We start from the raw sequence: 14,324 nt of genomic DNA, 5'->3' as shown, positions 1-14,324 counted from the left end.
CGAGGAATTGTTATGAAACGGATCAACCTACTGCTGATTTGCGGTGGTGGTGGCGATGAGCATGCTATCTCATTACTTTCAGCTGACTTTTTTCAGCAAACCTTAGCTCAGTTGCCTCAATTTAATGTCATTCGAGTTGAATTATTAGCACAAGGAAAATATCGCACACTTGATGGAAAAATGTGTGACATAACCAATCACAAACAATTGCACTTTCAAGAAGGGCACAATGATAACTGGCCCATTGATTATGTGATCCCCTGTATTCATGGCTACCCTGGCGAAACCGGTGATTTACAATCTTATCTGGATCTCATCCACTTACCTTATTTTGGCTGTGATGCCGAGGCGAGTCGACATTGCTTCAATAAAGTCACCGCTAAAATGTGGTTTAGTGCATTGGATATTCCCAATACCCCTTCACTTTTTTTAAGTGAGTTAACCCCAGCCGCCATTGATAAAGCCACTCAAGCCTTACACAATTGGGGTTCCATTTTTATTAAAGCGGCGTCACAAGGCTCATCCGTGGGTTGCTATAAAGTGGATGACGTCAACGAGCTTGCCGAGCGGTTAGCCGATGCCTTTCATTACTCAAATTACGTGATTGTTGAAAAAACCATTCAAGCACGGGAATTGGAAGTCGCCGTCTATGAGTACCAAGGCGAAGTCGTTGCCACTTTGCCCGGCGAGATTATTTGCGCAGCCGATACCTTCTACACCTTTGATGAAAAATACGATACGAACAGTCACGCGACAACGGAAGTCATTGCAAAAGGGCTATCCACTGATCTCACCAACCGTATTCGCCATTACGCCATCAAAGCCTTTAAAGGCATGAAACTGAAACACCTGTCTCGGGTTGATTTCTTTTTAACAGCAGATAATGAAATTTTACTTAATGAAATTAACACCTTTCCTGGACTCACCCCAATTTCAATGTTCCCTAAAATGCTACAAAACCACGGCCCAAGTTTTAGTGACTACTTGACTGATGTGATTTTAAGTCAGCTTGAAATTTCGCCAAATGTATAGTGTAAAAATCAACATAAATGCTCAATAAACAGCAAAAAATGCCAGTCATTCCCGACTGGCGTTTTTATTAACCGCACGAGTATCAGTTAATTAATCAATGCAATTAATCCGTAAATCCCACTTATCGTTACTCTTTTCCGCACCAATTGCAATCGAAAGCGTACCCATACTGCTTTCATCATAATCAATAATGGCACTTTTTGTCCCGCTGAAATAATTTGTCGTCCAAAAAAGTCGATTATGATTTTTGTCTCTCACAGAAATTGAGTTTTGCGCCTCATAAGCGTTAATAACGATTTCTAACTTCCCTTTAAAATTCGTTCCCGGATTATAAGAACCCACCCAATTATTGCCTAACGATTTATAAAACGCCGTAGAGCTGCCCGCTACGCTTAAACGAGCAAAGGTGGTATTAATGTCATTAACAATTTTATTCGTTATAACACGGCTCTGCGAACTATTCCCTAAATAAATTTCCGATAATCCATGTCCTGTTTCATCAATTATTGTTTTAGAATGAGTCACATTCGCGACCTTAGGTTGTAAATGTGGTTCCGAAAAAGCTCGAATACCATTAATGATTTGATCATTGGTATTGGTAGTATAAAGACCGTTATCCGCCACATAAATCGCTGGCGTCGCCACTCCAACCACGCCTATTGCTTGTGAATATTTGGTTGTGGCTGGAGTATTATCGATTTTATTCCAAGCCCTATTAGCATAAAAATTCCCTTGCGAATGAGACAAGATCACTACCTTATGATTTTGTTCCAGTAAAGGTAAATAATAATCCCTTATATGCCAATTCAAATCTAAATCATTAATATAGTTATCTTCATCAATTAATGCTAAGGATTCTTTTGCAAAACGTTCAAATACATACTTTTGAGGGAAAATAAAAATGTAAGCAAATTGCTGCCACGCTTTTTTATCGGATAAATGGTAATCTTGTTGAATATGCTGCTTCGCCACTTCTGCGAGTTGCTCTATGTGCCCCTCTTTTTGATTCCATGCTAACATAACCTTATCAACGCCCACACGTGGCATCACTTTCCCAATAATAGTGCCTAGATTGTAGTTAGCTTTCTTCCAATCAGTATACATTCCATTAACATAGACTAAGGTTTGAATCGTTGTGGGGCTACTGGCGGCTAAGCTATCACTTCCTAACGCCTCAAGGGCTAATTGAGCATCAGCAGCATTCATATCAATGCCAGTAGGATCAAACACCTGATCTTTCGATAAGTTCACTCCCTGATCGAGCAAGAATGTGGCCATTAATGCTTTTTCCGTCTCAGCTTGCGAAGCTATAGCCTCTAATGCTTGCACTTCTTCATAAGACTGAGTCACCGCTTTAGGAATGTGAAAAATCCTGTCCGGTTTAGTATAAAACTGCGTCTTTTCGCCCGTTGTTATATCGGTAAAGGTCACATCAAATACTGGCCCATCATCTGTGCTATCGTTCGCAAACGCCATTCCAAATACACTTGACAGCACCAATAGAAATGCAGCTCTACTCATTACTCTATTTAATCCTACCCGTACTCTTTTTATCAACATACTACTTTTTTCCATTATTGTTATTATCACAACGGATCCTTTTCTTCCCGATTATCTGAGTCATCATTTCTATTAATGATTAAAAAGCACGATTACTTTATAAAGTGAATTTCAGATTCTTTTAATTATTACGCATCACTTTCTCATGCATTCTGGAAGGAACTCACTATTAAACCGATCCAGCTTTAACTCCATTAACTGTTCTTGATTATTAATATTTATCTCTGTTGGGTGATAGGTAACAAAAAAATCCAGTTGATAATCAGGTACCCAGAATTGACTATCTTGAAAATTGACATAAAAATATAGACTATCCTCTCGAGTAATGGCGTACTTATGGCTTTGATATCGAATAACAGGCCCTAACAACACTATATAAGTTGATTCTGCATCAATGAGTATTGACTCGTTGAAACTGATTGAGTGAATGTGTAAACCCACTATAGGAATAATGCCTATTTTAGCAATCTCCCCAGATTCCTTTATCTTATCCATTAACCCCTTATCGCTTATATTCATAACTGAAAAAGGTAAACTATCAGAAAAAACATATGTCAGCTTAGGGGCACAATCCGCCTCATAGGTTATTTTGCTACAGCCACTCACGAAGAACAGACTCAATAAAGCAAAGAGTAATAGGCTATTAAACCTTAATCGACCTTGTTTCATAAGCAATTTGATTAACGCCTCACCACATATATAGCAGATGAAAATACCTCACTATCACAACCAAACACATCACTTTTGCATGCACTTAGGAAGCGCTTCAAGATAAAACCGATTTAAGCTCAATTGGATAAGCTTAAGCTCATTCTGAGTATGATTTTTTGTGGGATATCGAGCCGTAAAGCCACTCAAGCTGTTCTCTGATAACCATGCAAAATGGCCTCCAATGTCGGCATAAAACCATAAACCATGACTATCTCCGATCCGCAAATAAGGGGCTTGATATCGAATAACCGGCCCTAACAGCTGTACCGAGTTTGACATCACCTTGATAATCGAAAATTCCTCAGGATATTTATCATAAGGTTCACGGTTAAACCCCACTCTTGAAGCTAATCCTATTGCCTGTATCTTATCCGCTATCGGTTCTTTTTCTATATCCATCACCGCAAACAATGCGCTATCTAGAAAGCGATATGTCAGCTTAGGGGCACAATCGGCCTTAAAAGTTATTTTGCTGCAGCCACTCATCAAAAGGGCCACTAACAATAGCAATGCCGCCTTTACATTTATCTCCATGCCACCACCTTTAATTCCGCTTATTTTTTATATTGATATATGGACATGAGGTCAGGTTAATTTTCAGAACAGATTAAAGTCACTTTGAACTTAGCTATCTTTCCTTTAGTATTATTAGCAAGAAGTTTTAAATAACTATTATTTTCAAATAGATAATTATCAATGATAAAAGTATGCTCACCACCAGGCCCGATTCGGGCGCGCTCTTGTTCAACACCAGCAAATGAATATGAAAAATCAAATTTTCCTTCATATTTTGTGTGCTTAACATTCAGAGTTAATTTTACATTTTCACCTGGCATCATACCTGTCTTTGTATACCAACTCCCTGTCACCGTACCATTAAAAATCGTTGGCTCGGTAATAAAACAGCCTGAAACAAGTTCGACTCCACCACCTTCTAAGACGCAGTCCATGCTTTCTGCACTCATGGTTTGCTGATTTAAAAAACGTTGATTACCAATATAGCGATTAAAACGCGCTTTTGAGTCTAAATGATGGCTCACTATTTTAGCATAGGCATCTTCACCCGCAGCGGTTGCCGACAGACACGCATAGCCTTTCAGTATTTCTGTATAATGACGGCGCTTATCTAAATCATCGGTATCTAATAAAAACTGGCGAGTATAAAAAGAGACGTGCTCTAAATAGCCCTTCTCATTGCCGTTTGGAAAAAGTTTGGCTATTTCAACCGCAACATCATCACGAATACCATCATTATTCGTATCAATATTCCCTATGGTACCGTCATCTGCGGCCTCATAAATAATGACGCCATAACGCTGACCATTATTTTGCACAAGTAAGTCTTCCCAGCCATCACCCAGTACCAGCTTAAAATCTTCTTTAGCATCGCCAGAAAAATAGCCATACTTCAATTGATATTCACTCTCAATGAGAGACACATCCGTTAAATCACTAACAGTGACATCGGTAATTGTCCAACTGCCTTTATCACCTTCAAGCTTAAGTAATTTGTTGTCATGTGCTGCCGATAATTGCACATATAAACTCCCCTCTTCATCTTGATAGACAACCGACTCTTCCAAGTGAGTATTAATATTCGATGACGGAATAAAAAAAGTAATATCGCCTGAGATAATCGGAATCCACGCCGAGCTCGCATAACCTAATGAGGGCCATTGCAGGCTTCCAAGCAGTAACACTGGCAGCATACATCTCATCATTGTTTTTTTTGTTGTAATACCTTCGCAAACACTTTCATTATTATTTTCTTCAATCCTTTTTAAAATAAAAACATTACTTTTATAAAGTAATTACTTACAGTATAAAGTTTAGTCAGATGGTTAATCGTACTGAATACTAATATTTGATTTAATAAGAGTTACCTAATAATAAATCAAATAATCCAACCGACATTAAAACAAAAAATAACCAAATTGATACAAAGTAATACATAAAAAAACATAACAACTTGGAATTTGACATACCATCGTTATCTGACACTTGTACTCCCTTTTCCAATAAAAATACCAATTGTTAACTTGGTCATTAAAAATCCTTCTTTGCTAAACTTAAATAACAAATAATGCCGTACGAAAAAAAACATGAAAATTGCCCTTTCCAGTGATGAACATGTCCCCCTTGTGGATTTTATCTCCAGCTACCTAAAAAAGCAGGGGCATGAGATAGGCTATTTTGGTCCACAAGAAGGAGAAAAAGCGGCCGATTGGCCTGATGTAACCCAAAAAGCTGCCCAACAAGTGGCCACTCAGCAAGTCGACTATGGCATTTGTTTATGTTGGACTGGCACTGGCGCCTCTATTGCCGCCAATAAAGTCAAAGGAATACGCGCAGCCTTATGCCATGATAGCGAAACAGCAAAAGGTGCACGCAAATGGAACCATGCTAACGTGTTAGTATTAAGTATTCGAAACACCTCAATGCCGATCGCCGAAGAAATATTAAAAACCTGGTTTAGTACGCCAGTGAGTGATGACAATTGGAATAAGAAACAAATTGCAAAAATAAAAGCAATGGAAATGTATTTTGATCACTAACGACTCTTAGTACGACAATGGGTTCTCCAGAAGATATTAGGCTGTAAAATCCCATCATTCATCCGCTTCATTAACGTTAATCCCTGCAAACCTTCTCATCATGATCCCAAGCTTCAAATAATGCTTCTTATGAATGAACAAATTTACATAACAGTACACTTGTTAACCAATGAGTATTCATAATAGCTTAATGTTGCCATTTAGATGATCTGACATACACTTTGATGTTGAAGCATTGTATTTAAGAGCAATAAAACAGTCATAAAGATCCTTGTTTCATTTGAATTAAGTATTGCTTACGTTACCATGCCCTCGATTTTTCTTAAGTCGCACCATTAAAAATAGGTAAACGGTCATGCCAATCAACTCTATTTTAAACGTGTTTGCAAAATCGCCCATTGAACCACTTCAAGAACATATCAATACCGTTCATGAATGTGCTCACTTACTGACTCCCTTTTTTCAAGCCGCGATATCCAATAATTGGCATCATGCATCGAAAGTGAGAGAGCAGATAAATTTAACCGAGAAAAAAGCGGATAACTTAAAACGTCAGATCCGTTTAACCTTGCCTAGTGGGCTATTTTTACCTGTCGAACGAAGCGATCTCCTCGAACTTCTCACTCAACAAGATAAAATAGCCAATAAAGCGAAAGACATTTCAGGTCGTATCCTCGGCCGCCAACTCACCTTACCGCCCCCTATTCACTCCCCCTTCTTGTCTTTCCTAGATCGCAGTCTCGATGCCGTCACGATGGCAAAAGAGGTCATTAATGAACTTGAAGATCTCCTTGAAACTGGGTTTACCGGCCGAGAGGTCAATATTGTCGAAAAAATGATTAGAAAAATCGATAGTATTGAAGAAGATACTGATACATTACAAATTGCTATTAGAAAGCAACTGTTTGAAATTGAAAAAACACTTAACCCAATTGATGCCATGCTGTTATATAAAATCATTGAATGGGTGGGTGACTTAGCGGATTTAGCTGAAAACGTCGGTGCACGACTCGAGCTCATGCTAGCACGCGTCTAGTCAAACTTTATTGGAGTTGGAATATGGTTGATGTATTAATAACGAATGGTCCATGGTTAATTGCCACTGCGGCTATTTTTGGTTTCTTCATGGCATGGGGTATAGGAGCAAACGACGTCGCTAATGCAATGGGAACCTCTGTGGGTTCAAAAGCCATTACCATAAAGCAAGCCATTATTATTGCGATGATTTTTGAGTTTGCAGGGGCCTATTTAGCTGGGGGGGAAGTCACCAATACAATCCGTAGCGGCATTATCAACCCTCATTATTTTATCAATATCCCTCAATATCTCGTTTATGGCATGCTAGCATCATTATTAGCAGCGGGTTCTTGGTTAGTCTTAGCATCAGCTTTAGGTTGGCCTGTATCGACCACTCATTCTATTGTGGGTGCCATCATAGGTTTTGCCGCTGTAGGCGTCAGTCCTAACGCCGTAGAATGGGGAAAAGTCAGTGGTATTGTGGGTTCTTGGATCATTACTCCTGCCATTTCGGGGATCTTAGCTTATCTTTTATTTCAAAGTGTCCAAAAGCTTATTTTTAATACCAGCGATCCCTTGAGAAACGCTAAACGTTTTGTCCCCTATTATATGGGACTGGCTGCTTTTGTGATCGCTCTCGTAACCTTAAAAAAAGGCTTATCACACATAGGGCTCAATATGAGTAATGCTGAATCTTACAGCTTTGCTTTCATCATTGCAGTTTTGGTTAGTATCCTAGGAATGCTGATTATCAGTCGGTTAAAACTGGATCCAAAAGCGGATAAAGAAAGCCATTTTGCCAATGTTGAGCGCGTTTTTGCAATATTGATGGTTATGACAGCCTGCTGTATGGCATTTGCACATGGTTCAAATGATGTCGCCAACGCCATTGGGCCATTAGCAGCAATCGTATCGATTGTGAATAGTGGCGGGGTCATTGCCAGTCAATCTCCATTAGTCTGGTGGATCTTACCTTTAGGGGGGTTAGGCATTGTGCTCGGACTGGCTATTTTTGGTCAAAGGGTCATGAAAACAATTGGCTCACATATCACTCACCTCACACCCAGTCGAGGTTTTGCCGCTGAATTATCCGCCGCTTCAACCGTTGTCATCGCCTCAGGAACTGGATTGCCCATTTCAACCACGCAAACCTTAGTTGGCGCAGTATTAGGTGTTGGTATGGCAAGAGGTATTGCAGCCATTAACATGGGTGTCGTGCGCAATATTGTCATCTCTTGGATAGTCACTTTGCCAGCCGGCGCCGCACTATCAATTGTGTTTTTCTATATCATTAAAGGGATCTTTAATTAACCTAGCACTCTATTTCTTTAACTTGTTCTTGCAGCCAAGAGATAAAAATAGTCAAACTGTTACTTGAAGGCATCATTGGATTATGCACTAAGTGATAATGGCACGGATTGCCTATTTCGGGGGGAGTCAATGCAACTAGCAGCCCTCTACTTAGGGCATCCACCACCAGTGATGTTCTTCCCATCGCCACACCATGGCCAAGTTCTGCTAGCTGCAGTGTAATATTTGATAGAGACTGGCGTAAAGGTTGTTTACTCGAAAAAGGAAGGCCTTTAGAATGCGCCCAATCACTCCAAGTATCTCGGTTACTGAATGTACTTTCCTCTCCTAATAAAGGCAACGTCATAAGTTTTTTCAATGCATCAGAATTTAAAGGTAACTTCAAATCATGCTGCTTTATAAAATCAGGTGAACATACAGGAAATAAATGCTCTTCAAATAATGGTGCGCTTTTCACATACTCAATATCTTTCTCTCCATAAAAAAGCCCTACATTGGCATGATATAGATTAAACTTTAAAGGATCAGATACAGTATTCACCGTGACTTTAATATGTTCAAATTCTCGATTAAATGCCAATAATCTTGGAAAAAGCCAACGAATAGCAAAACCTGGAGGTGTAGAGATAACGATATCAGTACTGTGTTGTTTACGTCTTTCCAACTCAATAGTTTGCTGTATATGATGTAAATTAACCGACACTGACGTTAATAATGCCCGCCCTGATGATGTCAAAATAATACGCTTACTTTCACGAGTAAACACTTTGAAGCCCACCCGTATTTCTAAATTCTGAATGTGTTGGCTGACCGCACTCTGACTGATCCCCAGCTCATCTGCAGCCTGAGTAAAACTGTCAGCTCGACTAGCACATTCAAATATTTTTAATGCTTGTAATGAAGGAAGAAGAAACATAGCTATAAGCTTTTACTAATACGTGGTTAAGTAAATTAGGATAGAAGATCCATCTCTCTTTTGCTAGCGTGAATAAACGATATAACTCTATTTTTGGAGTGGCATTTTGAAAACCCCAAGTTTCTTACAATCTTTATTGACCTTTTCAGCCATTATCAGTGTGATTGGCTTCGGCCATTTCGCTTTACACACAAGTTTACATAGTCTAATGCTTATCAGCCTGATTATCGCAGGAGTCAGTGCACTTCCTTTAAGTCAAGATAAGTTTACCTCAATCCGTAAAGCAATGAACACAGGGATTCAAACGGCTTTACCCGCTATTTATATTTTCCTACTCATCGGAGTATTAATTGCAGCGCTTATTCAAAGTGGCACTGTCGCTAGCTTGATCTATTATGGTTTAACCTTTATTTCACCAGCCGTATTTTTACCTGCTGGATTACTATTATGCAGTTTAATGTCGATTGCTACTGGCACTAGTTGGGGAACCGTTGGCACCGCAGGGGTTGTATTAGTCAGCCTAGGTCAAACCATGGGACTACCCATCCCCATTGTCGCTGGCATGGTCGTATCAGGAGCTAGCTTTGGTGACAAAATGTCTCCCGTTTCAGATACCACCAATCTTGCAGCAATGTCATCGGGCACCGATCTTTATAGACACATTAAAAGCATGACTTATACAACAGGACCTGCGTTCCTTCTCACACTGATTGCCTTTAGCCTCATTGGCTTTTTTTATAGCCAACATCAGCTTGTCCAAATTGATTTAAGCCAGCTTTTATCAACAATCACTGACACTTTCTCTATCAGCATAATCACTTTATTGCCATTACTTGTAATGATTATCATGAGTGTAAAAAAATACAGTGCCGAAGTTGCTATGTTAAGCGCATCCTGTATTGCCATCATATTAGCCACCTGGCTTCAACAGGCCAATCTCAGTACAGTATTAACCTCATTATACAATGGTGGCAACTTCAATACAGGTCTTGAAAATTTAAATCACTTATTTAACCGTGGTGGAATGGCCTCAATGATGTGGACGCTATCTTTAGCGTTAATGGCACTTGCTTTAGGAGGCATTTTAAATCACTTTGGTTTTTTACATGTTTTAATCAAAGGCATCCTAGCCCAAGTCAAACGAGCTGGAACCTTAGTTGCCACCACAATACTGGCGTGCTTTATTGGTAATATCGCTATGGGTGAAGCCTATATGTCTATCATTCTCGGAGGCAATTTATTTGGTGAGGCATTTGACGAGCAATCGCTCGATCGCTCTGTTATGTCTCGCTCACTTGAAGAAGGTGCGACATTAACCACAGCTTTGATCCCATGGACAACAGCAGGGGCATTCTTTTCATCCAGCTTAGGCGTTAACGTTTTTGATTATGCACCTTGGGCGATACTCAATTGGCTCAACCCACTATTGTCCATTGCATTTGCCTATCTTGGCATTGCCATGTTTAAAAAACATACTTCTCGATAAAGAACTACAGAATACTCATCATAACTATCACTGAGTATCCCTTTAATTTAATTAACATAACCGATGCCGCACGAAGGAATAACATCATGTGTACCGACCCCATTCTTATCCAAGTAGATTGTTTAAAAAGCTTAAGAACGTTACCCGAAGACCTAATCAAGGACATTCCATCCCTATTAGTTAATCGTGAAGGACATACCAATAAGGCTTATATGCGAACAGAAAATTTCATTGGATATGCAGCCCCTAATGAAAAATATACTTTAGGCCTTAATGGCTTTACACCTGTAAAAAATAAAGATATCCCCCCCTTAGTCTCACCTGTTTGCCCTCCTCGCCTCACATTAGAAGGTGAATGGATAAATCATATCGATCTAACCATTGATGATGCTAATATTCTCGGCGGAAATGGCCGTTACTTGCTCCCAAAAGGGATGAATAGTCTGAATATACCTATCGCTGACACAACGTTTGCACATTTATCATATTACGGTTGCCATCTTGTCCCTTTAGGTGAAACCCTTTCTTTTGACACTGAAGAAAATATACCTTTAACCATCACTGCAATAGGTGAAGATTACGCAAAAGAATTTTTATTTGACCCTATCATTGGCGGAGGGGCTTATTTAGAAGTTCATGATAGACCCCATTTCCATATGCCTTTAGACCCCACAGCAAGTGGCTATTTAATCATTGGTAAAAAAAATGATAAGGGTGAAAGCGAAATTTCCGCTTTTAACATACCTTTTGGTTATGGCATTAACATGGCTCCTTGGACCATACATGCCGATTCATTTTTAACAGGTCGCTATATGGTGATCTACTCAGTGACTAAAGCCTTTTCTACTGTCATTATTCGACAAAATAATGGTGAGCTAGCAAAAGTTAACTTCATTAAATAATATCCATTCACTTTTGAGCCAGCTGTTTTTCAGCTGGTCACTTCCTCATCCTGCAAAATATCACCGATTTATATTAGGTTAAACATCCCCCCCCAACCCACCATGGTTAACAACCATTCACAAAGCGAAACAAAATAACAGGTCAGACCTCACAGTGAAACAATAACAAAACAAATAAAAAACAAATAAAAAACAAATATAAAACATAAATATTGAAAAAAATTTGTTAAATACCAATACATTAAAATAAAGCATAATGGTATTCACACATTTATGACACAGGTTTTGTTTTATTCTCACTTTATTCCTTATTTGCTCTCATACAATGTTTAATAAATGTTAATTAATCACATTGTTTCATCCATATTTTGTTCGCTATCAAAAGTAATCACAGGTATAAAACAGTGAGAACAATAATGGAGTAAATAAATGGATCGTTTTTTATCAATGAAAATTTTTGTTCGTATTATTCAGTTAGGCAGCTTCACTGCAGTTGCCTCAGAGCTTAATATGACACAGTCATCAATTAGTAAAAAAATAGCTGCATTAGAAAAAAACCTAGGAACAAAACTTATCATTAGAAATTCTCGACAAATATTACTTGCAGATGTGGCTTCCCATTATTATAAACACTGTATTCGTATCCTTAATGAACTTGAGCTGGCAGAAAATGAAATAAAAGAAAACACACTCATGCCAACAGGAAATTTACGCATGAGTCTACCGGATACCTTTGGGCGATTATTTATTACGCCTCATTTAATCGAATTTAAAAAGAAATACCCCAAAATAAATCTCGATATTGACTTGTTAGGACGGCGTATAGACTTAATTAATGAAGGGGTTGATGTCGCTATTAGGATCGGACATTTAGCCGATTCAAATCTTATTGCAAGAAAAATTGGTTCCTGTGGGCGTTTATTAGTGTCCAGTCCGAAATATCTCTCTTCTCATGGTTATCCACAAACATTAGATGACTTAAAGTCACATAATTGTTTATGCTTTACACAAAGAGGTGAATTCAATCATTGGAACTTCATTCATAACAGTAAGGAGATTTGCTTTCCCCTAAAAGGCACTGTCAAATCAAGCTCTGCAGATGTGCTCAAACAATGTGTGCTTGCAGGATTGGGAGTCGCTGTCCTTCCTCAATGGCTCATTGAAGATGAAATAGCGTCTGGCAAGCTTGTGACATTATTACCTGACTTCACTCCCGTAGCCTTTCCAATACACGCTATATACCCCCAAAATAATTTCGTACCATTGAAAGTAAAATGTTTCATTAAACATTATATCGATATTTTTTCAAACAACCCTATAATTAATAAAAGAAGTTTAGAAAGACCTACAATAATATTAAACTCACCGTAATAACAGTAAACATTCTAATTAAGAATGAATCATATTCCAATAATCGTCTTTCTTTTATTTACATTAGCATTATCATGAAACAAAATTTCAAAATAAAAAAGTGAGGAACAATATTTAAACATTAACAATAAGCATTTATTACCCTGAAAATATATTATAAAAAGGAAACGTAATAATGAAAAAAACCACTCAAAAAATAATTAAATCTGTTTTTGCACTTTCTTTAATCAGTGCCAGTGTTATAACATCAGCCTATGCCACAACTATCAACCCCATTGATTATGACACTGTTACTGGTACTAATGGCCAATTTATCGATTTAGAGTCTGATGCCTTTCTACTGAAACAAGAAGAATGGTATACCATTCAGGCTTATGTTGAAGAAGCGATGCGCCTACCACTCACAGAAGCATCTATGATCAATGCCTTTGCAATTCCCAGCAACGTAGAGTTCACCACTTTTCAACCCTTATTGGAAGAGTACGTTTCAGTCAACACCACAGCCGACAATTGGAACCGTACAATATATCCAGGGATTGTCAGTTTAGCCCTTGAGCTGAGCAATTACGCTGATATTCATGCCATGTTCATGCAACCCTTACTCGATAGTCTCGTCACCATGAAAACAGCCGCAATGTCAGGTGATTTAGCAACAGCAGAAACTCAGCGCGCCGTATCCATTTCATTGCTCAACATACTGAAATCATATGCGGTTACTCGTGAAGCCGATACCGCCCAAGCAGAAACTGACCTTCTTAATTTTGCTGCAGATATCGCCTTACAAAGCGGTCAACTTGATACCCTTAGAACCACGCATGCGGAATACTTGCTCGATGATGGCAGTGATTTAAAAAGACAGATTGCTGAAATACAAGCTAGAGTCAATCAACTTAATGCCGAATATGATAAGTATGTCACCATCGCAGCCACCACAGTGACCTATGCTTGGGTGCCCGTTTATGGCATTCTTGCCGCTGCACCTGTAGCGGGTATTTATGGCGATAAAGCAGAAAAGGCTCGCAAAGAAAGAAATCAATTAAAGGCTGATATTAAAGTATTGCAAGAGCAATTAACGTACAGAGAAAATATCTACGTCTCCTATCAAAAATCTTACACTAGCATCATAGGTATGGAAGATAAAATTCGCGCAGCTATTCCACATGTCAATAAATTAAAGGGACACTGGCAAGGAATTAATGCCGATTTTAACGTCATGCTAGAACATATTTCTTCAACAGAAGGTGAAAATGGGTTAGACAACGCATTAGCATTGGTCGCCAGTATCACAGCCTCGCTAACGGTTAGCCAAATCCAAACTGAATGGCAAGAAATCTCTGCAAAAGCAACAGAATTTGCTCAAAATGCCTACATCATAGTCGAAGACGAGTCTTTGTAATTTAGCCAAGGCTTATTCATTAATATTATTTCAAATGCCGTATTTAATCTTCAATATCAGTTTAAAT

General features: G+C 38.7%; 13 protein-coding genes. 8 read left to right on the top strand and 5 right to left on the bottom strand.

Annotation, left to right across the window (positions count from 1 at the left end; all coding sequences use genetic code 11):
• Positions 1-12: 12 nt before the first annotated feature.
• The gene (locus tag Q0779_RS14225) at positions 13-1,032 is read left to right on the top strand and encodes a D-alanine--D-alanine ligase (protein ID WP_298773506.1); all 1,020 of its coding nucleotides are present in this window, start codon (positions 13-15) and stop codon (positions 1,030-1,032) included.
• A 90-nt stretch (positions 1,033-1,122) separates the two neighbouring features.
• On the opposite strand, the gene Q0779_RS14220 is transcribed toward Q0779_RS14225, so the two are convergent.
• From Q0779_RS14220 to Q0779_RS14205, 4 genes are all read right to left on the bottom strand, one after another.
• The gene (locus tag Q0779_RS14220) at positions 1,123-2,553 is read right to left on the bottom strand and encodes a hypothetical protein (RefSeq protein WP_298773505.1); all 1,431 of its coding nucleotides are present in this window, start codon (positions 2,551-2,553) and stop codon (positions 1,123-1,125) included.
• Between the two features lie 174 nt (positions 2,554-2,727).
• Positions 2,728-3,087, bottom strand: coding sequence for a hypothetical protein (locus Q0779_RS14215; RefSeq protein ID WP_298773503.1), 360 nt, complete (start codon positions 3,085-3,087; stop codon positions 2,728-2,730).
• A 243-nt stretch (positions 3,088-3,330) separates the two neighbouring features.
• Entirely contained in the window at positions 3,331-3,837 is a 507-nt protein-coding gene (locus tag Q0779_RS14210) for a hypothetical protein (RefSeq protein WP_298773501.1), read from the bottom strand.
• 56 nt (positions 3,838-3,893) lie between these two features.
• On the bottom strand, positions 3,894-5,012 hold the full coding sequence (locus Q0779_RS14205) for a hypothetical protein (protein WP_298773500.1): 1,119 nt from the start codon (positions 5,010-5,012) through the stop codon (positions 3,894-3,896).
• Between the two features lie 393 nt (positions 5,013-5,405).
• On the opposite strand from Q0779_RS14205, the gene Q0779_RS14200 reads away from it, so the two are divergent.
• The 3 genes from Q0779_RS14200 to Q0779_RS14190 all read left to right on the top strand — a co-directional run bounded on the left by Q0779_RS14200 (position 5,406) and on the right by Q0779_RS14190 (position 8,186).
• Positions 5,406-5,858, top strand: coding sequence for an RpiB/LacA/LacB family sugar-phosphate isomerase (locus Q0779_RS14200; protein ID WP_298773498.1), 453 nt, complete (start codon positions 5,406-5,408; stop codon positions 5,856-5,858).
• Positions 5,859-6,213: 355 nt separating this feature from the next.
• Positions 6,214-6,894 carry a TIGR00153 family protein gene (locus Q0779_RS14195; RefSeq protein ID WP_298773496.1) on the top strand — a complete coding sequence of 227 codons (681 nt, stop codon included), beginning with the start codon at positions 6,214-6,216 and terminating at the stop codon, positions 6,892-6,894.
• 23 nt (positions 6,895-6,917) lie between these two features.
• Positions 6,918-8,186, top strand: a complete 1,269-nt coding sequence (locus Q0779_RS14190) for an inorganic phosphate transporter (RefSeq protein ID WP_298773494.1) — start codon at positions 6,918-6,920, stop codon at positions 8,184-8,186.
• A gap of 1 nt (position 8,187) precedes the next feature.
• On the opposite strand, the gene Q0779_RS14185 is transcribed toward Q0779_RS14190, so the two are convergent.
• Positions 8,188-9,102, bottom strand: a complete 915-nt coding sequence (locus tag Q0779_RS14185; RefSeq protein ID WP_298773492.1) for a LysR substrate-binding domain-containing protein — start codon at positions 9,100-9,102, stop codon at positions 8,188-8,190.
• A 106-nt stretch (positions 9,103-9,208) separates the two neighbouring features.
• On the opposite strand from Q0779_RS14185, the gene nhaC reads away from it, so the two are divergent.
• From nhaC to Q0779_RS14165, 4 genes are all read left to right on the top strand, one after another.
• Entirely contained in the window at positions 9,209-10,588 is a 1,380-nt protein-coding gene (gene nhaC / locus Q0779_RS14180) for a Na+/H+ antiporter NhaC (RefSeq protein ID WP_298773490.1), read from the top strand.
• Between the two features lie 86 nt (positions 10,589-10,674).
• Entirely contained in the window at positions 10,675-11,490 is an 816-nt protein-coding gene (locus Q0779_RS14175; RefSeq protein ID WP_298773489.1) for a hypothetical protein, read from the top strand.
• A gap of 429 nt (positions 11,491-11,919) precedes the next feature.
• Positions 11,920-12,861: a LysR family transcriptional regulator gene (locus Q0779_RS14170; RefSeq protein ID WP_298773487.1), complete on the top strand. Its 942-nt coding sequence runs from the start codon at positions 11,920-11,922 to the stop codon at positions 12,859-12,861.
• Between the two features lie 175 nt (positions 12,862-13,036).
• Positions 13,037-14,257 (top strand): alpha-xenorhabdolysin family binary toxin subunit A, encoded by a 1,221-nt coding sequence (locus tag Q0779_RS14165; protein WP_298773485.1) that lies wholly within the window; start codon positions 13,037-13,039, stop codon positions 14,255-14,257.
• Positions 14,258-14,324: the final 67 nt, after the last annotated feature.

This window comes from uncultured Shewanella sp., from assembly GCF_947491715.1.
GTDB lineage: Bacteria > Pseudomonadota > Gammaproteobacteria > Enterobacterales > Shewanellaceae > Shewanella.
The sequence above is the reverse complement of the archived record's forward strand: the minus strand, read 5'-3'. Positions and strand labels throughout refer to the sequence as shown.

Bases quoted from the DNA above. Each gene is read 5' to 3' on its own strand.
- Q0779_RS14190 (WP_298773494.1), top strand. From the start codon at position 6,918: ATGGTTGATGTATTAATAACGAATGGTCCATGGTTAATTGCCACTGCG.
- Q0779_RS14195 (WP_298773496.1), top strand. From the start codon at position 6,214: ATGCCAATCAACTCTATTTTAAACGTGTTTGCAAAATCGCCCATTGAA.
- Q0779_RS14165 (WP_298773485.1), top strand. From the start codon at position 13,037: ATGAAAAAAACCACTCAAAAAATAATTAAATCTGTTTTTGCACTTTCT.
- Q0779_RS14220 (WP_298773505.1), bottom strand. From the start codon at position 2,553: ATGAGTAGAGCTGCATTTCTATTGGTGCTGTCAAGTGTATTTGGAATG.
- Q0779_RS14205 (WP_298773500.1), bottom strand. From the start codon at position 5,012: ATGCTGCCAGTGTTACTGCTTGGAAGCCTGCAATGGCCCTCATTAGGT.
- Q0779_RS14215 (WP_298773503.1), bottom strand. From the start codon at position 3,087: ATGGATAAGATAAAGGAATCTGGGGAGATTGCTAAAATAGGCATTATT.
- Q0779_RS14200 (WP_298773498.1), top strand. From the start codon at position 5,406: ATGAAAATTGCCCTTTCCAGTGATGAACATGTCCCCCTTGTGGATTTT.
- Q0779_RS14175 (WP_298773489.1), top strand. From the start codon at position 10,675: ATGTGTACCGACCCCATTCTTATCCAAGTAGATTGTTTAAAAAGCTTA.
- Q0779_RS14170 (WP_298773487.1), top strand. From the start codon at position 11,920: ATGGATCGTTTTTTATCAATGAAAATTTTTGTTCGTATTATTCAGTTA.
- Q0779_RS14185 (WP_298773492.1), bottom strand. From the start codon at position 9,102: ATGTTTCTTCTTCCTTCATTACAAGCATTAAAAATATTTGAATGTGCT.
- Q0779_RS14225 (WP_298773506.1), top strand. From the start codon at position 13: ATGAAACGGATCAACCTACTGCTGATTTGCGGTGGTGGTGGCGATGAG.
- Q0779_RS14210 (WP_298773501.1), bottom strand. From the start codon at position 3,837: ATGGAGATAAATGTAAAGGCGGCATTGCTATTGTTAGTGGCCCTTTTG.